At 51.5% G+C, this 22,494-nt stretch carries 17 protein-coding genes; 4 read left to right on the plus strand and 13 right to left on the minus strand.

Features of this window, described 5'->3' with window-relative positions; translation table 11 throughout:
* The first annotated feature begins 45 nt into the window (after positions 1-45).
* Together DCC81_RS06995 and DCC81_RS07000 are read left to right on the plus strand one after the other, a co-directional pair.
* Positions 46-1,608, plus strand: coding sequence for an OmpA family protein (locus DCC81_RS06995; RefSeq protein ID WP_108685842.1), 1,563 nt, complete (start codon positions 46-48; stop codon positions 1,606-1,608).
* A 362-nt stretch (positions 1,609-1,970) separates the two neighbouring features.
* On the plus strand, positions 1,971-3,929 hold the full coding sequence (locus tag DCC81_RS07000) for a KUP/HAK/KT family potassium transporter (RefSeq protein WP_108685843.1): 1,959 nt from the start codon (positions 1,971-1,973) through the stop codon (positions 3,927-3,929).
* Positions 3,930-4,163: 234 nt separating this feature from the next.
* Here DCC81_RS07000 and ftsZ read toward each other — a convergent pair whose 3' ends face one another.
* The 13 genes from ftsZ to mraZ all read right to left on the minus strand — a co-directional run bounded on the left by ftsZ (position 4,164) and on the right by mraZ (position 20,692).
* Positions 4,164-5,897, minus strand: coding sequence for a cell division protein FtsZ (gene ftsZ, locus DCC81_RS07005; RefSeq protein ID WP_108685844.1), 1,734 nt, complete (start codon positions 5,895-5,897; stop codon positions 4,164-4,166).
* 249 nt (positions 5,898-6,146) lie between these two features.
* Positions 6,147-7,565 carry a cell division protein FtsA gene (gene ftsA / locus DCC81_RS07010; RefSeq protein ID WP_108685845.1) on the minus strand — a complete coding sequence of 473 codons (1,419 nt, stop codon included), beginning with the start codon at positions 7,563-7,565 and terminating at the stop codon, positions 6,147-6,149.
* 24 nt (positions 7,566-7,589) lie between these two features.
* The gene (locus DCC81_RS07015) at positions 7,590-8,636 is read right to left on the minus strand and encodes a cell division protein FtsQ/DivIB (RefSeq protein WP_133177582.1); all 1,047 of its coding nucleotides are present in this window, start codon (positions 8,634-8,636) and stop codon (positions 7,590-7,592) included.
* A gap of 103 nt (positions 8,637-8,739) precedes the next feature.
* Complete coding sequence (gene murC / locus DCC81_RS07020; RefSeq protein WP_108685847.1) at positions 8,740-10,098, minus strand: UDP-N-acetylmuramate--L-alanine ligase; 1,359 nt, start codon at positions 10,096-10,098, stop codon at positions 8,740-8,742.
* Between the two features lie 8 nt (positions 10,099-10,106).
* A complete protein-coding gene (gene murG / locus DCC81_RS07025) occupies positions 10,107-11,204 on the minus strand; it encodes an undecaprenyldiphospho-muramoylpentapeptide beta-N-acetylglucosaminyltransferase (RefSeq protein ID WP_108685848.1) in 1,098 nt (365 codons plus the stop codon).
* Positions 11,205-11,223: 19 nt separating this feature from the next.
* Positions 11,224-12,429 carry an FtsW/RodA/SpoVE family cell cycle protein gene (locus DCC81_RS07030; RefSeq protein ID WP_108685849.1) on the minus strand — a complete coding sequence of 402 codons (1,206 nt, stop codon included), beginning with the start codon at positions 12,427-12,429 and terminating at the stop codon, positions 11,224-11,226.
* Between the two features lie 35 nt (positions 12,430-12,464).
* Entirely contained in the window at positions 12,465-13,805 is a 1,341-nt protein-coding gene (gene murD / locus DCC81_RS07035; protein ID WP_108685850.1) for a UDP-N-acetylmuramoyl-L-alanine--D-glutamate ligase, read from the minus strand.
* A 32-nt stretch (positions 13,806-13,837) separates the two neighbouring features.
* Complete coding sequence (gene mraY / locus DCC81_RS07040; RefSeq protein WP_108685851.1) at positions 13,838-15,088, minus strand: phospho-N-acetylmuramoyl-pentapeptide-transferase; 1,251 nt, start codon at positions 15,086-15,088, stop codon at positions 13,838-13,840.
* A gap of 28 nt (positions 15,089-15,116) precedes the next feature.
* Entirely contained in the window at positions 15,117-16,583 is a 1,467-nt protein-coding gene (locus tag DCC81_RS07045; RefSeq protein WP_108685852.1) for a UDP-N-acetylmuramoyl-L-alanyl-D-glutamate--2,6-diaminopimelate ligase, read from the minus strand.
* Positions 16,583-18,697, minus strand: coding sequence for a penicillin-binding protein (locus tag DCC81_RS07050; protein WP_108685853.1), 2,115 nt, complete (start codon positions 18,695-18,697; stop codon positions 16,583-16,585). Before DCC81_RS07050 ends, DCC81_RS07045 begins: the two co-directional genes overlap by 1 nt.
* Before the next feature lie 28 nt (positions 18,698-18,725).
* A complete protein-coding gene (locus DCC81_RS07055; protein ID WP_108685854.1) occupies positions 18,726-19,100 on the minus strand; it encodes an FtsL-like putative cell division protein in 375 nt (124 codons plus the stop codon).
* 194 nt (positions 19,101-19,294) lie between these two features.
* Entirely contained in the window at positions 19,295-20,212 is a 918-nt protein-coding gene (gene rsmH, locus DCC81_RS07060) for a 16S rRNA (cytosine(1402)-N(4))-methyltransferase RsmH (protein ID WP_108685855.1), read from the minus strand.
* A gap of 12 nt (positions 20,213-20,224) precedes the next feature.
* Positions 20,225-20,692 (minus strand): division/cell wall cluster transcriptional repressor MraZ, encoded by a 468-nt coding sequence (gene mraZ, locus DCC81_RS07065; protein WP_108685856.1) that lies wholly within the window; start codon positions 20,690-20,692, stop codon positions 20,225-20,227.
* 640 nt (positions 20,693-21,332) lie between these two features.
* Here mraZ and DCC81_RS07070 point away from each other — a divergent pair.
* Together DCC81_RS07070 and DCC81_RS07075 are read left to right on the plus strand one after the other, a co-directional pair.
* A complete protein-coding gene (locus DCC81_RS07070; protein WP_108685857.1) occupies positions 21,333-22,163 on the plus strand; it encodes an outer membrane protein assembly factor BamD in 831 nt (276 codons plus the stop codon).
* On the plus strand, positions 22,132-22,473 hold the full coding sequence (locus tag DCC81_RS07075) for a DNA-directed RNA polymerase subunit omega (protein WP_108685858.1): 342 nt from the start codon (positions 22,132-22,134) through the stop codon (positions 22,471-22,473). Before DCC81_RS07070 ends, DCC81_RS07075 begins: the two co-directional genes overlap by 32 nt.
* The last annotated feature ends 21 nt before the right edge of the window (positions 22,474-22,494 follow it).

The following is a 22,494-nucleotide window of genomic DNA, read 5'->3' on the forward strand; positions in this document are numbered from 1 at the left end:
CGGGTTATTAGTAAATTTTTAACAGTTTTTAAATAGAAAACAATTATGGCAAGCAAAAAGTACTTATTACTGGCGGGAGCGGCCACTATGCTGGCGGCCTCTTCGGCCTTTGCGCAAGTTAAGCCCACCGGCTATGATCCCCTGGATTCAACTAAAGTATCCTCCAAGAACCAAGCGCAGGAAAACTCTTTCCTCAACCACGAATCAAATTTCCCCTCTAAGCCCAGAAACCAATGGGAATTGGGTCTGCATGGTGGTCTGAGCCTGATCGATGGTACTATTCCTCCCCAGCCTGGCTTCGGTGGTGGTATCTCTATCAGAAAAGCACTGGGTCACACCTTCTCGCTGCGCGCTGAATACACTGGTTCTATCGATAAAGGCCAGGATTACAGAGCACACAGAAACTCTGTTAACCCTGTTCCGGCAGGTGGTGGTGCAAACCCCTGGGCTGCTTACGGCGCTAACAACATCTACGTTCCGAACTACAAAACGCAAACACACCAGCTGTCTCTGGACGTGCTGATGTCTCTGAACAACATTATGTTCTACAGAGCACAGCCCAAGATCAACTGGTATGTACTGGCTGGTTACTCCATCCTGTCTGCAGACGTTGACGTGGACGCCCTGAACGGTAACGGTGCTATCTACGATTATTCCGGTGTTAACTTCAACGGCAAGCGTAGCGACATCCGTAAAGCTGTGAAGGACATCCGTGATGGCGACTACGAACAGAACGCACCTTCTGAAGGTAACCGTCTGTCCCTGGGCCGTCATAACGACAACCAACTGCTGCGTCACGCACTGGACCTGGGTACTGGTGTAGCTTTCAAAGTTTCTAAACGCTTCAACATCGGTATTGAAGAGAAAGTTACCATGCCTTTCACCGCTTACCTGGACGGTTATGCTGGTCCCGGCGGTGCAACCAAGGACTTCTATTCTTACACCAACGTACGCTTCAACTTCAACCTGGGCAACCCCAGCAAACGTGTTGAGCCCCTCTGGTGGATCAACCCGCTGGAATACGCTTACAGCGAGCTGAATGCTCCCCGTCACATGAAACTGCCTACTCCCGTTCTGCCTGATGCTGACGGTGACGGCGTAACCGACCAGTTCGACCGCGAACCGAACACGCCTGCAGGTGCTCCTGTTGACGTTCACGGTGTAGCTCGTGATACTGACGGTGACGGTGTTCCTGACTACAAAGACAAGGAACTGATCACTCCGACCTACTGCGCTCCTGTTGACGCTGATGGTGTTGGTAAATGCCCGGATCCTGAGTGCTGCAAGAACATCCAGCCGAAAGCTACCTGCTCTAGCCTGGTACTGCCCTCCGTATCTTTCAAAGGTTCTGCTACCAAGGTATCTAACGATGCACAGGCTATCCTGGCCAGCGTAGCTGCTACCCTGAAATCTAACCCCACTTGTAATGTACTGGTTACCGGCCACGCTGGTGCTAAAGGCAAGAAAGGTGGTGTAGACCTGAGCAGCCGTCGTGTAGACGCTATCATCGACTACCTGGCTGATAAGCAAGGTATCGACCGCGGTCGCTTCATCAAGCAGAACACTGCTGGTGATTCTAACACCGTAGACCTGGCTCCCGCTAACTAATCTTAGCAGAAAGCTAATCATATTGAAAAGTCCTGCCGCAAGGCGGGACTTTTCTTTTTTAGGTAAATGAGATTGTGCCTCCAAAAATTAACACTGCCATTTTTGCTAAATCATTAGCAGACCAGGAATGTGCAAATCCCTTCCCCCCGGCCGTTTCCAGGCCTCATTTTTGTGTGATACCAGCTTAAAATCTGCTTAAAAAATACTGGAGAACGCTTGTATTTGCTGGGTTTTGGCAATTAAAACACATGTAATGGGCTATAATAAGATCAATGGCCGCAATGGCGCACCCTAAACATGGTAGGCCCCATTGTATTTCCGCAAAAACCTGTAATTTTGACGTTTCTTAGATACTTCAAATCGTGGTAAAGAACTTAAACAAGGTCTCCTTCGCCGGCCTTATCATTGCACTCGGCATTATCTACGGCGATATCGGTACTTCTCCACTCTACGTTTTCAAAGCCATTATTGGGAATAACCCTGTTAGCGACCTGCTGGTGATTGGCGGGGTGTCCTGCATTTTCTGGACCCTCACCCTCCAAACCACCATCAAGTACGTGATACTGACCCTGAAGGCAGATAACAAAGGGGAAGGGGGTATCTTTTCCCTGTACGCCCTCGTCCGGCGACACGCCAAGTGGACGGTTATTTTCTGTATGATAGGCGGCGCCGCCCTGCTGGCAGACGGCATTATCACTCCCCCGATCACCGTTACTTCTGCAATAGAAGGTCTCCGTACACTCAATGTATTTGCAGACCTCAGCCAGATCACTATTGTAAAGATCGTATTGGGCATTATCATCGTGCTCTTTGTAATGCAGCAATTCGGTACCAAATCCATCGGTAAGCTTTTTGGTCCTATCATGATCATCTGGTTTGCCATGCTGGGGGTATTGGGGCTTTCGCACGTTACAGACGACTGGTCTATTTTCAAAGCATTCAGCCCGCACTACGCAATAGAATTGCTTACCACTTATCCCAAAGGGTTCCTCATCCTGGGCGCCGTGTTCCTGTGCACTACCGGTGCGGAAGCGCTGTATTCGGACCTGGGGCACTGTGGCCGTGGCAATATCCGCGTATCCTGGGTATTTGTAAAAACCTGCCTGCTGCTTAACTACCTGGGCCAGGGTGCCTGGTTGCTCACCCACCGCGGTGAGGTGATAGGCAGCGATACGAATCCTTTCTTCCAGATCATGCCAGGATGGTTTGTGATCTACGGCGTGGTGATTGCCACCATGGCCTCCGTGATCGCATCGCAGGCGCTGATCTCCGGCTCATTTACTTTGATCTCTGAAGCCATGCGCCTTAACCTGTGGCCCAAGCTTAAGATCAACTATCCCACTGAAATGCGTGGCCAGCTGTACATCCCCGGCATTAACCTCATGCTGTTTGTAGGCTGCGTGGCCATTGTACTGATATTCCAGGAATCCGGCCGCATGGAAGCCGCTTATGGCCTGTCTATCACCATCTGTATGTTGATGACCTCCTGCCTGTTTGCCTTTTATATGTACACGCGGCGCGTGCGCCTGATCTGGATCTGGCTTTACCTGGTGGTCTACTTCGTGGTAGAATTCTCCTTCCTGTTTGCCAACCTCGTGAAATTCATGCACGGTGGTTATGTAACCGTAGTGGTTGCCGGCGCCCTGTTCCTGGTCATGATGGTATGGTTCCGCTCCCGCAAGATCAAGAACCGCTACGTGGAGTTTGTGAAGCTGGAAGATTACCTGCCCATTTTGCAGGAGCTTAGCAACGATACCACGATCCCCAAATATGCCACCCACCTGGTGTACATGAGTAGCGCCGATAACCCGAAGGAAATTGAGCATAAGGTGATCTACTCCATCCTCAATAAGAAACCCAAGCGTGCAGACCTGTACTGGTTTGTGCACGTGGATGTGGTGGATGAGCCTTATCTCTGTGAATACTCTGTGCAGACCATCATTCCCAATGAAGTGATCCGCGTGGAGTTCCGCCTGGGCTTCCGCGTGGAACAGCGCATTAACCTCATGTTCCGCATGGTGGTGGAAGACATGGTACGTAATAAGGAAGTGAACATCGTGAGCCGCTATGAGTCCCTGAGCAAGAACAACGTGATGGGGGATTTCCAGTTCATCGTTATGGAGAAATTCCTGTCGCATGATAATGACCTGCCACTGTATGAGCGGCTGATCATGCGGGCTTATTTCTTCCTGAAGAAAATAAGTCTTTCAGAGGAGCGTGGCTTTGGATTGGATTCCAGCTACGTAACCATTGAGAAATACCCGCTGGTGGTGGCGCCGGTGACAAATGTGCAGCTGAAGCGGGTGCGGAATAATATTTAAAAATAAACGTATAAGCGATATCGTGAGAGCGGGCCGGAGATGGCCCGCTTTTTTTGGGGCGGATAGAGCCCTGGCGGGACTTTAGGGCCCTGGCCTTTCTCCCTGCGCGGATGGTTGGTTCTTGTAAGGAATGCTACACAAATAAAAATCCCCCCGGTGTAAACCAGGGGGACTACTAACACAACTAAAAATTACTCAAAAAAGAAACATTGATGCTACGCCTGCGCGTTGTTATCAATCGGGTTTTTTACCGTCGAGAAAAGTATTAATGGTATTGATCTCGGCCTGGTTATTTACCGTATAGTTGGAATAGAAATCGCCGGCATTTGCGGTGCCGTTCTGCAGGTCCACGTTGCGGCGGATGTAAGCAGGTACGTTCTCTATTTCCTGGTTGTTTTCCATGTTCTTTACATTAAAGCTGATGCTGCGCAGCTTTGCCACACGCTCTGCCTGTTTGCGTTTCTGCTCGTCCTGGATGTCATCTGCGGGAGGCGTGGGAAACTGTGGCTGCTGGGGCGCTGCGGGCGTTTCATCGCGGAACACCATTTCCATGCGCGGCTCATCGTCTGCAGGATTTGCATCCGCGGGGGCAATGTAAGTATGGCCGGGTTTGGGTGTAAAGCCTCCTACATAAGCGCCGTTGCCGGTGCTGGTGGGCGGTGTTACAGATACGTGCTGCGTGGGCGGCACTACATTAGGGATGGGCTCAATGTCCATGTTGTAGCGCTGCACAGGGTTTACCGCTACCGGTTGTACAGGGTAGAAAGGCTGGGACACAGGCTGCTGCGCCACGGGCTCTACCAGGCGGGGTGCCATGGCATCCTGCTCGGTGAACATCTGTGTTTGCTTGTTCTGGGTCATCTTATGTTCTTCCCCTTCGCCACCCAGTGTCATTACGATCTTCTGGGGCTCGGGCTGTACTTCCTGTATGGTGGCGGCGGTGTGGACGGGCGTAACGGGCTGTCCGTCGTTACTGCGCTGCGGGAACTGCTGGCTGATGGGATTTTGCTCAAAGCCGGTGGCAATGATGGTAACGCCCAGTTTGCGGTCCAGGGTAGCGTCATAGCCCACACCGAGGATCACATCGCAGTCTTCGCCGGCCTGGCTTTGTACATATGCCTGGATGATGTCCATTTCATCAAGGGTGTGCTCAAATTCACCTTCGGAAGAAGAGATATTGAGCAGGATCCACTTGGCACCACGGATGTCGTTATCATTCAGCAGGGGGGAGGTCAGTGCATCTTCAATCGCTTTCTGGGCACGGTTTTCACCTTCTGCGGTGGCAGCGCCAAGGATGGCCACGCCCCCGTTACGCATGACGGTGCAAACGTCTGCAAAGTCCACGTTGATCTGGCCGGTGGAGTTGATCACATCCGTGATACATTTCGCAGCGGTGGCCAGGATGTTATCTGCCTTTTCAAAAGCGGCCTTGAATTTCAGGTCACCAAACTTCTGGCGCAGTTTATCGTTGGAGATGATGAGGAGCGTATCCACATATTCCTTCAGGCGGTTCACACCGTCATCTGCCTGTGCCATGCGCTTCTTGCCTTCGTACGAGAAGGGCGTGGTTACAATGCCTACGGTGAGGATGCCCAGTTCCTTACAGATCTTGGCAATGATAGGCGCGCCACCGGTACCGGTGCCGCCGCCCATGCCGGCTGTAATAAAGGCCATCTTTGTATTTACTTCGAGGATCTTTTTGATCTCCTCAAAAGATTCTTCTGTTGCCTGCTCACCGATCTTGGGATTGGCGCCCGCGCCAAGCCCCTGCGTCAGGTGCGGTCCCAGCTGCACCTTGTTAGGCACAGGACTGTTTGCGATGGCCTGGGCGTCGGTGTTGCAAATAATAAAGTTCACCCCTTCAATGCGCTGGTTGTACATATGATTCACCGCATTGCTCCCGCCACCGCCAATGCCGATCACCTTGATGATGGAAGACTTTTCTTTTGGAAGATCAAAATGTATCATGACTCTTTCTCTTTTATGGGTTTGTTAGTAGTATCGTGTTTAATGCCCAAAGGGGCTTTGATGCTGTATTTGAATAATGAGCAGTGTTGTTAAATTGTCCTTTGAAAAATCAGATCAGTGCACAACAATTAAGCCATTCCCTTTGAGTGTTAACGCCAGATCGCGCATCTTGTTTTCCGCGGTCTTCAACTTTAACATTTCACGTTACACACTTTACTTTTTACCCTTTAACAATTCAACAATTCTTAATTAAAATTTCGCGTCCTCTTCTTCGGTGAACATGTCGATGATCTTTGTTTTCATCTTGTCCAGGAAGGATTTGAGGGATGCGTTCCGTTCTTTCACTTTGCGCTCCATTACCTGCTCTTCAGTCACCTGCTCTTCGGTGGTGGTGCTGGTGATTGCGGCTGCTTCGGCCATGGCGGCTGCCGCGGCGGCTTGTTCCTTGGCTTTATAGCTGGTATTGATCTTAATGAAATTCTCCTCCAGTGCGCGGCGATCATTTTCATAATCGTTATAGCCTTTCAGGATAAGACCAATACAGGTAGCATACATTGGTTTGGTAAGCTCGTCCAGGTGGCCGCTGGCCAGGTGCTCATTGGGATAGCCAATGCGTGCACTTACACCCGTGGTATATTCTGTAAGCTGGATGAGGTGCTTCAGCTGGGAGCCGCCACCAGTAAGGATAATGCCACCATTAAGCATTTTGTTGTCCATACCGATCTGCTTCAGGTGGTACACCACAAAGTCCATGATCTCGCTCATGCGCGCCTGGATGATGTGGGCCAGGTTGCGCACAGAGATCTCCTTTGGTGCCTGGCCTCGCAGGCCGGGGATGGTGATGAAAGCGTTGTTCTTGGCTTCATCTGCGAGGGCGTAGCCAAACTGCACCTTCATCTGCTCTGCCTGTGTTTTCAGCACACCCAGGCCGTTCTTGATGTCATTGGTAATATTTTCACCACCGTAAGGGATCACCGCGGTGCTTTTCAGGATGCCTTCGTAAAACACGGCCAGGTCTGTGGTACCGCCGCCAATGTCTACGATGGCCACACCAGCTTCAAAATCCATATCGCACATCACGGCAGCAGCAGAGGCCAGTGGTTGCAGTACCAGGTCATGGATCTTCAGGCCGGACTTTTCCACGCTGCGGTTAATGTTGCGGATGGCGTTCTTATCGCCGGTGATGATATGGAAGTTGGCTCCCACCTTTACACCAGACATACCGATGGGGTAGGTGATGTTCTGCAGGCTATCTACGATGTACTGCTGCGGGATCACGTCAATGATCTGGTCACTGGCGGGGATCACGGTTTTGTACTGGTCGTTGATCAGCTGGTCAATATCCAGCTGGGAGATCTCTGCATCGGTATCGTTACGCACTATATCACCACGGGTTTGCAGGCTTTTGATGTGGTGGCCGGCAATGCCTACATATACTTCGTTAATTTCCAGGTCGGGGTTGGAAGCAATACAGTTTTCCAAAGCCTGGCGGATGGCTTTGATCGTTTGGTCGATGTTCAATACCATGCCGTGCTGCACGCCGAACGACGGAGCTTTCCCGAAACCGAGGATCTCGAGTTTACCGTATTCGTTCTTTCTTCCTGCAATGGCAGCAATCTTCGTAGTTCCAATATCGAGACCTACAATGATGGGAGCTTCCTGATTCATGGCGTTATGTTGTTTTAAGTCGTTTTAAGAATGTGATTTGCCGCCGGGGTACACGGCTTTGGGCCTTTTACCTCCTTGCGGCTTTCCAGGATCATTATGATGCACTGCAGCAGGTGCGTGTGCAGCGGGCTTCGGCTTTTCCGGAGCGGCTGCGGCACTGGCCGTAGCATTTGGGGGTGCGTGGCTGCTGTCGTCTGCATCATCATCACTGGTGGCGTCATCACCGGATATGTCCGCATGGATGCTGTCAAACACCGGCGGAGCCAGTACCTTCACATTACTGCCACCATCTTTGCGCGTGCACACTACTTCATTTTCAAACGCCAGGTTGATCACGGTGTAATTGTTCCATCCCACCTTATTCAACCCCTGCTTGTAAAATGCGAGCAGCTTGTCAAATTTTTTTTCTATGTCGTTGCCATCCCCCAGTGCGATCACCTGGTCGCCCAGGGTAGGCGTCATGTTAAATTTATAATCCGGCGTAATATCCACCTGTGCTATCTGCGCCGTCCAGAACTCATCCTGCTGGATATAACTGCCAATGGCCACTACCTGCGCCGCCAGCACACTGTCTGCATGCGTGAGCTTTGCAGCGGCTGTGGGAAAGTTGGTAAATACCGGCACCTTGGCAGCGTACCTGGCAGACACCGGGATATGTCCCAGGTCCTTATCAAGATAAAAGGTATTGCCACTCACCGTAAACACACGGGCCACCGGTTCTTTCAGTGATACGCGGATGTTTACCACATCATTATCGTCCACGTACAGGTCTGCTGCTTTCACCCAGGGATTGGCGGCCACTGTTTTTTCCAGTGCGGCCAGGTTCACTTCCGTTACCAGCAAGCCTACCGGGTTGTTATGCGGATTGCCTGTTACCAGGTTTTTCAGATCTTTTTCGTTGAGGAACGCATTGTTGGCTGTTCCAACGATCTGCACCTGCACACTTTTACAACGGGCGCTTTTCTTATCTCTTTTTGCGGCCACCACCAGCACAATGAAACCTACGAACGCCACCAGCCACAGGAAAGCAATTCCCATGCGACGCAGTGCTTTTTTTGTTCTTGGCTCCATTGTAATGAAGGTTAATTGTTAAATGTTCATTGTTAATCGTGGTGCGCCGTTGAGCGCCCCTTTGTATCCTCCTGTTTCAATCGCTCACGATTAACCCATTGCCTTAACCATTAACGATCTCCGCGATGCGCCCTTTCAGCAAGTCTATGTCCCCCGCACCTGCGGTGATCAGCAGGGGAGAGGCGTGGGCGGGCAGCCATTCCAGCAGCGCTGCTTTTTCCAGTACCCGTACATTTTTATTTGTCATCCGGTCTGCTATCATCTGGCTGGTTACGCCTTCCATCGGCAGTTCGCGGGCGGGGTAGATGGGTAGCAGTACTACTTCATCCGCCAGGGAAAGTACTTCGGCAAATCCGTCCGCCAGGTCCCGGGTACGGGAAAACAAATGCGGCTGGAAGATCACCGTACACTTCATGCCCGGGAAAAGCGCTTTGGCGCTGGTGATCAGGGCCCTCAGCTCTTCCGGGTGGTGTGCGTAGTCATCAATGTACACTTTATCGTCGTGGCGCACCACGTATTCAAAACGGCGGCGTATCCCTTTGAAATCAGCTACGGCTGCCTTGATCTTCTCCGCGTCTATGCCCAGGAGGTACGCCACGGAAATGGCCACCAGGGCGTTTTCTACGTTATGCAGGCCGCCTATGTTCAGGCGCACATCTTCAATTTTCCACGATTCTTCCACCACATCAAAATGATAGCCGCCTGCAGATCCCTGTACGTTGGTGGCATAAATATTTGCCTGGTCGTTGTACAGGTTGTACGTGATCTTGTTGGGGGTGTCCAGGTCTGCATCGCGCTTTAAGCCGTACTTGACAATCAAAGTACCGTTAGGCTTAATGTTGTGCGTGTACTGGATGAACGCTTCTTCCATCGCTTCCGGTGTTCCGTAGATGTCCAGGTGATCCGGGTCCATGGCCGTGAGCACGGCAATGTCCGGGTTCAATTTCAGGAAAGAGCGGTCATATTCATCGGCTTCTATCACGGCTACCTGGCGGTCGCTGCTCCAGAAGTTACGGTCATAGTTTACAGCGATACCCCCCAGGAAAGCATTACAGCCATAGCCCGTGTGCCGCAGGATGTGGGCGGTCATGGTACTTACGGTGGTCTTGCCGTGGGTGCCTGCAATGGTGATGGCATACATTTCATTGGTGATGGCCTGCAGGATGTCACTGCGTTTCACCACGGTGTAGCCATTGTCACGGTACCAGTTCAGCTCTGCATGGCTGGCGGGGATGGCCGGTGTGTACACGACTACCTGTGCCTCACGGTCGATGGCCTGCACATCGTCTGTGTAGTGAATGTGCATGCCCTCCGTTACCAGTTGCTGGGTGAGGCTTGTTTCAGTACGGTCATAACCACTTACGGACGCGCCGTTCTCATTGAAGTAGCGGGCAATGGCGCTCATGCCAATGCCGCCTATACCAATGAAGTAAACACGTTGTATGTTCTTTATAGCTACCATGTAAAAGTCTAACGAACCAATTTTAATACTTCCTCCGCGATCGTCTGGTCAGCGTGCGGGTTTGCAAGGCTTGCAATATTGGTTTCCAGCTGTTCTATCAGTGCTTTGTTCTGCAAAAGACTGAACAGGGTAGTGCCTAATTGCGCGCCAACTTCATTATCCTTGAGCAGCAGTGCTGCTTTTTTGTTCACGAGGCTCATGGCGTTGGAAGTCTGATGATCTTCCGCGGCAAAGGGGTAGGGTACAAATACCGTTGCCTTTTTCACCACGCAGAGCTCTGCGATGGCCAGTGCGCCTGCGCGGGAGATCACTACATCAGCGGCGGCGTAGGCCTGGTCCATGTTCGTGATAAATTCCAGCACCTTCACGTGTGAGGAGAAGGGGGCCGCGGCGGCTTTGGCTGTTTCAAAATAAGGTTTGCCGGTTTGCCAGATCAGCTGCACGTCTTTTTCCACGAAGGAGGCCAGGAGTGCGTGAATGGCTTCGTTGATAGACTTGGCCCCGAGGCTGCCGCCTACCACGAACACGGTTTTCTTGTTGGCATCCAGTCCAAAGTGTACCAGGCTTTCATGGCGCGTGGCGTGGCTTTGGGTGATGCTGCTGCGAACGGGATTGCCCGTCACTAATATTTTGGAAGCAGGGAAAAATTTTTCCATGCCGTCATAACCGGTACAGATGCGGGCCGCCCTGTGCGAGAGTACTTTATTGGCCTTGCCTGCAAAGGAGTTCTGCTCCTGGATGAGGGTAGGAATGCCGTGGCGCTGTGCGCGGTCCAGCATGGGAAAGCTGGCAAAGCCGCCTACGCCCACTACTACATCCGGCTTAAACTCGCGCAGGATGCGGTTTGCATGGCCCAGGCTTTTGATCAGTTTGAACGGCAGCAGGATGTTCTTGAAAATATTGCTGCGGTTAAAACCTACGATCTCCAGCCCCTCAATGCGGTAACCTGCCTGCGGTACTTTCTCCATTTCCATTTTGCCCTTGGCGCCTACAAACAGGATGTCGATATCGCCCTTGGCCTGGGTTTTCAACGCATTGGCAATTGCAATGGCCGGGAAGATATGTCCCCCGGTACCCCCTCCTGCTATGATTACTTTGCGTTGCATAAATCTTTATTGTGCAATTTTATACTGCCATGTTAAGGCCTGCCTCGCGTTGCTGCTGCAGCACCCGTTCCATGCGCTCTTTTTCTATACGTTTCAATTCTGTTTCTTCCACGTTCCTGGATACACTCAGGATAATACCGATGGCCAGGCTGGTAAAGATCACTGACGAGCCACCCATACTTACCATAGGCAGTGTAACGCCTGTAACCGGGAACAGGTGCACGTTCACCGCCATATTGCAAAGGGCCTGGATCACCAGGGTAAAACTGAGGCCCAGCGCCAGGAATGCACCAAATGCATACGGGCACCTTTTGAAAATGCGGATGCTGCGCAAGAGCAACAGCATGTATGCCATCAGGATCAAAAAGGCGCCAAAGATACCATACTCTTCGATTATGATCGCATAAATAAAATCAGAATATGGGTGCGGCAAAAAGTTGCGTTGATTGCTGTTGCCGGGGCCCTTTCCAAGTATGCCTCCTTCTGCAATGGCAATGTTAGCCTGCTGCACCTGGTAGGGTTGTTCTTTATCCCCGCCACCCATGAAACTTTCAACGCGCGCAATCCACGTTTTGGTACGCAGGTCATTACCACTTAGTTTGGCAAAGATGAACATCAACAGCACAATGCCTGCCATACAACCCACCATGGCTGCCAGGAACTTAACCGGTACACGCCCTATGAAGCAAAGCAGCATGCAGCTGGCGCCCAGCAGCAACGCCGTGCTCATATTTGCCGGCATGATCAGCAGGCAAATAAAACCCACTGGTAAAATGATGGGCAAAAAGCCCGTTTTAAAATCGGTGATCACACCCTGCTTGCGCGACAACATCCTGGATACATACATGAACAGGGCCAGCTTGGCGATGTCCGATGTCTGGAAGGTAAGGTTGATCACCGGCAGGTTGATCCAGCGCGCGGCGCTGTTCAGGTTACGGCCAAATGCCAGCGTGTAGCAGAGCAGTGGTATGGAAATGAGCATGCCCAGCTGCGCAATGCGGGAATACACCGTGTAGTTCACCTTATGCGCAAAGTAGATGATGAGCAGGCCCAAACCCAGCACGGTAAGCTGTTTGATCAGGTAATATTCTGTGTGCCCCTGCCGCATGCGGTATGCCAGCGAGCCGGTGGAGCTGTACACAGCCAGGAGGCTTACTACCGATAGGAAAGCCACTATCGTCCAGATCACTTTATCACCTTTCGCTCTTTGCAGTAAACCGTCCATGGTGCTCGTTATTTATATTCGTTAACCATTCACACTTAAAGCTCGCGCACTACTTCCTTGAACTTGCGGCCGCGGTCTTCGTAGTTCTTAAACAGGTCGAAGCTGGCGCAGGCAGGGGAGAGCAATACCACGTCTCCCTTGGCAGACAGCTGGAAGGCAGATCTAACGGCATCCTCCATATTATCTGTGCTTACCATTTGCGGTACATCGTTGGAAAGCGCATCCTGGATCAGGTGGTTGTCTACCCCCAGGCACACGATGGCTTTCACTCTTTCCTTCACCAGGTCGCGGATGGCGCTGTAGTCATTGCCTTTATCCACGCCGCCCATGATGAGGATGATGGGGCGGTTTTCTATACTTTCCAGCGCAAACCATACCGAGTTTACGTTGGTGGCCTTACTGTCATTGATGAAGTCTACCCCGCGCACGGTAGCTACAAACTCCATGCGATGCTCCAGGCTCTTGAAAGAGGCAAGGCTCTCGCGGATCTTTTCCTTGCGGATATTCATCGTGCGGCCGGCTATTCCTGCTGCCATAGAGTTGTAAATATTATGTTTTCCTTTCAACGCCAAATCATACATCGATACGATATCCGTCTCGCCATTCACCGTGATATTAATCTGGTCATTTGTCATTGATCCGCCTTCTTTCAGTGGTTCCATAATCGTAAAGGGTATTAAGGTTGAACGAATTGAATGAGTTTGTAAATAGTGCATGATCTCGGGATCGTCCTTGCAGTAAACGAAGTAATCATCTGCTGCCTGGTTCATAGCGATCCTGAACTTGGACGCCACGTAGTGCTCCATTTTATATTCATACCGGTCCAGGTGGTCCGGGGTAATATTCAGCAAAATGGCCACGTGCGGGCGGAAATCCCTGATATCGTCCAGCTGGAAACTGCTGATCTCTATCACGTAATATTCCTGTGGGTCTGTAGCTACCTGTTTGGCGTAGCTGATACCGATGTTGCCTACCATGGCCACCGGCAGGCCGGCAGTATGAAAAATATGGTAGGTCAGCGCGGTGGTGGTGCTTTTACCGTTGCTACCCGTGATGGCAATGATCTTGGCATCCTTGCTGTAGCGCCAGGCCAGCTCTATTTCGGAGATCACCGGTATGCCGGCGGCGCGGATCTTTTTCATCACCTCGCTTTTCTCGGGTATGCCCGGGCTTTTCACGATCTCGTCTGCCCCGAGGATCTTATCCCAGCTGTGGTGGCTTTCTTCAAAGGGTATCTCCTGCTGCGCAAGCTCATGTTTATAGATATCCTTGATGGTCCCCCCGTCTGACACAAACACTTCATACCCCTGCTGTTTGCCCAGCAGGGCAGCCCCTACACCGCTTTCACCGGCTCCAAGTATGATGAGTTTTGCCATGGTCGTTAGTTAGTCTGTCGTTTCTTTTTCGCTTAGCGTATTTTCAGGGTGGCGATGGCAAATGCAGCGCACATGATCGTCACGATCCAGAAGCGCACGGCTATTTTACTTTCGTGGTACCCCAATTTCTGGTAGTGGTGGTGCAGGGGCGACATCAGGAAGATGCGGCGGCCTTCACCATATTTTTTCTTCGTGTATTTGAAGTAAGACACCTGCAGTACCACGGAGAGATTTTCCACCAGGAAAATGCCGCAGAAAATGGGTATCAGTAATTCCTTTCTTACAATGAATGCCAGGGAAGCAATGATGCCACCCAGTGCCAGGGAGCCGGTATCGCCCATGAACACCTGCGCCGGGAAGGCGTTGTACCAGAGGAAACCCACGCAGGCGCCCACAAATGCTGCAATGAAGATGGACAGTTCGCCCAGGTTGGGGATGTACATCACGTTCAGGTATTCTGCAAACTGGATGTTGCCGGATACATAGGCAAACACCCCGAGACACATTCCTATGACCGCCGAAACCCCCGTGGCCAGGCCATCCAGCCCGTCTGTAAGATTGGCCCCGTTACTCACCGCGGTAATAATGATGATCACCACGATCACGTACAGCACCCAGGTGAATTTTTCAGCACCCGGTATCCAGGAGATCAGTTTTGAATAATTGAACTCATGGTTCTTTACGAAAGGGATGGTAGTGATCGGTGTTTTTACATCCGTGAAGCGGTGGCCGTCCTTGGTGACGCGCTCCTGGTGGTTCTTGGCCACATGCTCACCGGTGGACAGCTTGGCGTTCATCAGCTCGCGGCTTACTACCACATCGTTATTGAAGTACAGTGTGAGCCCGATGATGAGGCCCAGGCCTACCTGGCCCATCACTTTGAACTTGCCGGCCAGGCCTTCTTTATTTTTTTTGAATACTTTGATATAGTCGTCCAGGAAACCGATCAGCCCTAACCACACAGTACATAGCAGCATCAGCCAGATATACACGTTGTTTACCTGTGCAAACAGCAGGGTGGGGATGATGATGGCAGAGAGAATGATCAGGCCACCCATGGTAGGCGTGCCTTTCTTCAGGTTCTCACCTGCAAGGCCCAGTGTACGGATCACTTCACCGATCTGCTTTTTCTGCAGGTACTGCACCAGGCGCTTACCCAGCAGCAGCGAGATCACCAGCGACAGCAGCAGGGCCAGTGTTACGCGGAACGTAATGTACTGGAAGGCGCCTGCACCACTCAGGTTGAAATTTGTTTTTAAATAATTGAATAAGTAGTATAGCATATTTCGGATCGGTGTCGCTGTTAATCTTCTATTTTCCCAACAGGGCCAGCATTTCTTTCAGCACTTGTTTGTCATCAAAGGGATGTTTTACCCCGTGGATGTCCTGGTATTTTTCGTGGCCTTTACCTGCTACCAGGATGATGTCCTCCGGGTTGGCCAGGCTTACGGCTGTTTTGATGGCTTCTTTGCGGTCCACGATGCTCAGCGTTTTGCGGAGCAGGTTTACCGGGATGCCCGTTTCCATCTCTTTAATGATGGCACCGGGATCTTCAGAACGGGGATTGTCCGAGGTAAGGATCACGCGGTCACTGCGCTCAGCTGCCACCTGGGCCATCACCGGCCTTTTGGTGGTGTCACGGTCCCCGCCGGCGCCTACTACGGTGATGATCTTCTCGTGGCCTTTGCGCAGGTTGTTGATGGTAGCCAATACATTCAGCAATGCATCCGGCGTATGCGCGTAGTCCACGATGCCGATCACCCGCTCCCTGTCACTCACGATATAATCAAAGCGGCCTTCTGCACCGGTAACGGCGCTCAGGGCCTGCAGTACTTCGTCTTTATCCTGGCCCAGGAGGGTGGCGGCGCCATACACGGCCAGCAGGTTGTAGGCATTGAACTCGCCGATGAGGCGGAAATGCACTTCTTTCTCATTCACCTGCATGATCAGCCCTGTAAGGCTGTTCTCCAGGATCTTGCCCTTGAAATCCGCCATCGTGCGCAGGCTGTAGCTGGCCTTTTTTGCCTTGGTGTTCTGCAGCATCACGTTGCCCCGTTTATCATCCAGGTTCGTGAGTGCAAAGGCGGAAGACGGCAGCCCGTCAAAGAACATCTTCTTCACACGGATATACTCATCAAAGGTTTTGTGGTAATCCAGGTGATCGTGGGTGATATTGCTGAAAATGCCGCCGGCAAACTTAGCCCCCGCAATACGTTGCTGGTGGATGGCGTGCGAGCTCACTTCCATGAAAGCATAGGCGCAGCCCTCGTCCACCATGTCTGCCAGCAAAGCCTGGAGGCTGATGGCATCCGGAGTGGTGTGGGTGGCCGGTATTATTTCGTTGCCAATGCGGTTTTCCACGGTGGAGATGAGGCCGCAATGGAAGCGCAGTTTGGTAAATAGATTAAAGAGCAAAGTAGCAATGGTGGTTTTGCCATTGGTGCCGGTAACGCCCACCAGTTGCAGTTTCTGGGAAGGGTTATCGTAAAAGTTGGCCGCCATGATGCCGCAGGCCAGGGCGCTGTCGCTCACCTGTACAAAGCATACGTTGGCCGGTCTTTCATCCGGCAGCACTTCACAGACAATGGCGGTAGCGCCCTGCGACAGTGCCTTGGCAATGAACTGGTGCCCGTCTGCATGTACACCTTTAATGGCGATGAACACATCCCCCGGCGCAATGGCGCGCGAGTCTATGCGGAGGGCCGGCACGGCAATGTCATTATTGCCCTGCACTGCCACGATGTGCACATTGTATAATATTTCCTGCAGCGTTTTCATCAGCTCAGTTCAATTACGATGGTTTGTCCACTGCCGCGGGGCGTACCTGCGGGCAGGGATTGTGTTTTTACTTTGCCGGCCCCGCGTACCTGTACTTTGAGGCCTGCATTTTCCAGCAGGTTCAGTGCATCTCTCAGGCCCATGCCTGTTACATCCGGCACTTCACTGGTAGTTGGATTGTCCATTGGGTCCAACTGCACTTTATGACTGCTGTCTATCCTGGCGCTTACCCATTTCACGCCGGGCATGTCCTCGTCGTGGGCGGGTAGTTCCAGCGTTTCAATGATCGTTTTCCAGGCAGCGGCCCTGGTGGTTTTCATGGCCAGGCCGCTATCCAGGGCGATGCGCTGCCTGGGCGTTCTTTGTCTTTCCACGTTCATGGCAAAGAGGCGGTCTGCCACTTCGCGGAACACCGGCCCTGCCACAGAGCCGCCGTAAAACTTGGTGGCGTGTGGCTTATTGCGGATCACCACCACGCAGGTGTACTGCGGGTTGTTTGCCGGGAAATAGCCTGCGAAAGAACTTTGGTATATCTTATCGGCGTAGCCATGACTGCCATTGGCCATCAGGGCGGTGCCGGTTTTGCCTGCAAAATTGTAGTACGGTGTCCACAATGCTTTTGCCGTACCATTCATCACCACACCTTCCAGCATTTTCTTTACCTGCTTCAGCGTGTTGGTAGAGCAGATACTGTCTACCACCACGGTGGGCGCAAAGGTCTTTACCGGCTGGCCGTATTCCTGGATGGCATTTACCAGGTAGGGCTTCATCATTTTGCCGCCGTTGGCCACTGCATTATAAAGCATGCAGGTTTGCAGGGGGCTGATGAGCACTTCATAACCAAAGCCCATCCAGGGCAGGGTGGAATTGCTCCAGCTACGGCTGCTGGTGGATTTTACCACCGGCGTTCCTTCACCTGCCAGGTCAATGTGGGTGATCTGGTCCAGCTTCAGCGCTTTGATATGCTTCACAAAATCATTCGGGTGGCGGCCGTAGTAGGTGTAGGCCACTTTGGCCATGCCTACGTTGCTGCTGATCTCGAATGCATGCTTGATCGTAACGTTGGTAATGCCGGGATGGGGCTCACTGTCAAAGATGGTGCGCCGGCCAAACTGCCAGCGGCCATTATTGATGTCTACCATATCATCCATGGAGGCATATTTGTCTTCAAAAGCGGCGATCACGGTAGCCAGTTTGAAGGTGGAACCCGGTTCCGTGCATTGCAGGGCGTAGTTCATGTCTTCAAAGTAGGTGCCGTCGGGCTGTTTGCCCAGGTTGGCCATGGCCTTTACCTTGCCGGTCTTTACTTCCATTACGATGCAGGTGCCGTACTGCGCGTCATTTTCAAGGAGCATTTTCATCAGGGCATTTTCGGCAATGTCCTGTATGTTCACATCCAGGGTGGTGATGATGTCTTTCCCGTTCTCGGGGTCAATGTCGGACCCGTCTACCGGTACATAGGCACCGCCGGAGATCTGGCGCATCAGGCGCCGGCCGGCATCCCCTCTGAGCACGGTATCGTAGGTTCTTTCGAGGCCTACGTTCTGTGCGTTTTCCCTTGCCAGCCCGATGGTCCTGTTGGCCAGCAGCTTGAAAGGGTTGATGCGTTTATTCTTGGGCTCTGCGATCATGCCACTTTTGTTCTTACCGTAGCGGAACAAAGGGAAGTTGCGCAGTTGCTGGTATTGTCTGAAATCAATGTTCTCTTTCAGCAGGTAGTAACGGCTTTTGGCTTTGTAGCCATTTTCCAGTTCCCGCAGGTATTCTCCTTTGCTCTTATCCTGGAAAAGGCGGGCCAGGCAGTCTGCCAGGGAATCCTTGTTTTCTTTAAAGAGCTTTCCATCCTTATCCTGGAGGCCATCTGCGGCAAAGTCCATGCGGATGTCGAAATAAGGAATGGAAGTAGACAGGATGCTGCCTTCTTCCGAATAAATGGTGCCTCGTTCTGCTTCTATCTTCACATTTACGGTGTGCATGCTGTCAGACATGCTGCGCCATTTGGGACCTTCTACATGCTGGATATAAAAAGCTTTTGCCAGGATGGCCACACCAAAAAGTAACATGCCGATAAAGCATACATACACGCGCCACAATATGTCTTTCTTGATTTCCACGTGTTGTCGGCGGTCAGTTAGTCTGCAATTACTTTTTTTCTACTTCAATTTTTTGCGGGGGCGTATTCAGTGGTTTCAGTCCCTGTCCGGAAACTTTATCACTCACTTCACTCATTTTGCTATTGTACATCAGGTCACTTTTCCTGCTGATGTAATCCCATTTCAGCTCTCTGATCTCTTTATCCAGCCGGTTGATATCCCAGATCTTTTTTTCCGTGTAGTGGATATTGGCAATGTATACCAGGGCCAGTCCTGACAGGAAAAGAATATAAGGGGTGTGCTGCACAATGAAGCGATAGTTGATGCGCAGCCGCCAGGCCCGTTTGCGGGCAGCAGTGTCGGTGGGCGCGGATGACGCTTCCTCCAGCTGTTCGGTCTCATCAAAAAATGCTTCGTCCTGCACGGTGTTTCAGTTTTAAACGGTGATTCGCAATCGGGGCGCTACATACGCTTTGTTTCAAGGACAGTCGCAAATTGAGGGCGTTTCATCTGTTGTAACCCGGTCTGCTCCGCACTTCCCAGCATTGGGTTGCTTTCAATAAGGACAGTCTCAAATCGAGGGCATTTCGTTCAAAAACAAAAAACGATCATCAACATTTATGGAAGGCGTTCGGCCACGCGCAATTTGGCGCTGCGGGAACGGCTGTTTTGCTTTAATTCAGTTTCCGTGGCTGTCACCGGTTTTTTGGTGATGGGGGTGAACAGCGGCGGTGTAGTGGGTGTGCCATAGATCTCATCATATTCCACTTCATCAAAGCTGCCCAGTTTCATGAAGTTCTTCACAAGGCGGTCTTCCAAAGAGTGGAAGGTGATGATGGCCAGCCTGCCACCAGGTTTTATGATGGCAGCGCTCTGCGTGAGCAGGTCTTTAAGGGCGCCCATCTCATCGTTCACCGCTATACGGAGTGCCTGGAATACCTGCGCCAGGTATTTGGCCGGGTTGCCTTTTACCACCGGGTGTATCATGCGTTTGAACTCTGCAATGGTGCGGAGCGGCATGCTGCGGCGCTGGGTGTAAATGGTGTGGGCCAGGGTTTTGGCGTTGGTCACTTCCCCGTATTCCTGGAAAAGCAGTTGCAGCTTCTGTTCGGAATACGTTTGCAGCAATTGGGCTGCGGTAAGTGGCTGGCGCTGGTCCATGCGCATATCCAGGTCGCCGTCAAAGCGGGTGGAGAAGCCTCTTTCGGGGGTATCGAACTGGTGGGACGATACACCCAGGTCTGCCAGCACGCCGTCTACGGCGGTAATGTTATGCAGGCGCAAAAAGCGTTGCAGGTGGCGGAAGTTCTGCGGTATAAACAGCACCCGCGGGTCGTCTATCCGGTTAGCGTAGGCATCTTCGTCCTGGTCAAAGGTAACCAGGCGTCCATCGGCATTGAGCTTTTCCAGGATGGCCCTGGAGTGGCCGCCGCCGCCAAATGTGGCGTCTACATAAGTACCGGACGGGTTTACCGGGAGCAGTTGTACTACTTCCTGCAGCAGTACGGGCAGGTGATATTGTTGTTCGTCTTCCATTCCAGTAAAAGATTAAAGGGTGAAAGAAGTATCGCCGCCTCCCATAACCTGCTGCGCCAGGTCGCTGAACGCAGAAGGGGAGAAGTTTTCAAAGAACTCGTCGTATTTCACTTTATCCCAGATCTCAATTTTATTGGTGGCCGCTGCCAGCACGATGTCTTTTTCAAGACTGGCGTAGGTCATCAGGTTTTTGGGTACCAGCAGCCTGCCGGCGCTGTCCAGTTCTAGAATGGTGGCGCCATTGAGGAAGTAGCGGCGGAATTCCCTAACTTTCGGATCAAAATCATTCAACTTTCCGATGCGCTCAAAAATGGGCTGCCATTCGTTCATGGGATACAAGGTGAGACACTTTTCAAACCCCCGGTTAAGCACAAACTGGCCCTGGGCGTCTTCTGCGAGCTGCTTTTTAAATCCAGCAGGGAGCAGAAAACGGCCTTTATTGTCCATTGTTGCTTCATATTCACCCAGAAATCCACTCATGTCATGGGGTAAAAGTCCTTGAAATCCATTTTCTAACACAAAATAACACTTTTTCCCACTTTCTAACGAAAAAATGAACTTTAAATTTTTTCCACAGGGTGTACCGTGCCTGTGATGGCCTGCCTTCGTGGAAATGCGGGTGCTTTTATGGGGATAATGAGAATGAGTTGTGGATAAAATGTTGATGAGACGGAATTAATTGTGAATAACTGCGAATGCTGCGCCATGGAAGCGGTTTTCAGCAAGTAGAGCTGCACCCGGCGGGCCGGACTGTAGATGGAGAAAACGGGTGGTTTTAGGATAAAATGAAGGTGTTAGGCGTGGCTTCGTCCGGTAAAAGTGGGAAACGGTAGATTTTGCCGGCAGGCTTTCGAGGGGGCGATGCATATTTGAAACCCGGGGAAAGGCGGCGTGGTGGAAAAAAGTGGAGGGATTCCCGGTCCCGGGGGAGAAAGTGGTAAAACGATGGCGGGGGTGCCTGCCCGGACCGGCACTTTAATGGGAAGCCCGCTGTTTGGGAAAATTGAGATCCGGAAATGGTTCCGGTGGCCGGTAAGGTTTTAAATAAATTTTAACAAGTCACCTCAATTCCCTTATTTACATTTACGTTTCATTTAAATCCTTACCTTTGCAGTCCTTTATGCGGAAATTTTTAGTACATAGTGGTCTTTGTGTCCTGATCCTTACATCAGCTTGTAACCGCGAATTGCATCGTATTGAGAAGAGCGGTGATCCTGAGAGAAAACTGGATTACGCCAATAAACTGTACGATAAGAAGAAATATGCCACGGCACAGCAGCTCTATGAAGAACTGCGCCCGGTGTATAAGGGTACGGATAAGTTTGAGGATATCAACTACCGCAATGCCTATTGCTCCTATAACCTGCGGGATTACGTACAGGCCGCGTTCCTTTTCAAGAACTACCTGGATGCGTTTCCGAACAGCCCCCGTGCACAGGAAGTAGATTATATGCAGGCTTTCTGCTACTATAAGCAATCGCCGAAGGTGCCCCTGGACCAGACCAACACCATCAAGGCCATTTCCGCCCTGCAGACCTTTATCAATGAGTTCCCCAACGGTGATAAAGTGCCCGAGGCCAACCTGCTCATTGAACTGTGCCGCAAAAAACTGGAACAAAAAGAATTCAACGCCGCCGAATTATATTTCAACCTGGGTTATTACAAAGCTGCCAACATTGCCTTCAAAAGCCTGATGCGCAACTACCCGGACTCCGATAAAGGCGATGGCTATAAATTATATGCGATCCGCTCCAGCTACCGCTACGCGCAGATCAGCATTCCCGAAAAACAGCTGGAACGCTACCAGGCCGTGCTCACCGAATATATGGACTTCAATGACCACTACGGGCAGAGCAAACTGAAGCCGGACGCTGAAAAATATTATAACTTAGCACAGAACAACATCAAAATCCTGGAACATGAGCAAAATAAAGCGAAATCTGCCCAGTAACCTGAATCCCTGGGTAGAAACCAAAAACACAACGGATATTAAGAACCGTACCGGCAACCTGTACGAGTCTATCGCGGTGATCGCCAAGCGCGCCAACCAGATCAATATCTCTGTGAAGGAAGAGCTCCATTCCAAACTGGACGAATTTGCCACGCACACAGATAACCTGGAAGAAGTGCACGAGAACAAAGAGCAGATCGAGATCTCCCGTTTCTATGAGCGTATGGCCAATCCTGCCATCCAGGCCACTGCAGAGTTCCTGGACGACAAGATCTACTTCCGCAAGAACGACGACGACCTGTTTAGCTGATTGCATCAGCCCTTTCTAATC

It is taken from the genome of Chitinophaga parva (genome assembly GCF_003071345.1).
Lineage (GTDB): Bacteria > Bacteroidota > Bacteroidia > Chitinophagales > Chitinophagaceae > Chitinophaga > Chitinophaga parva.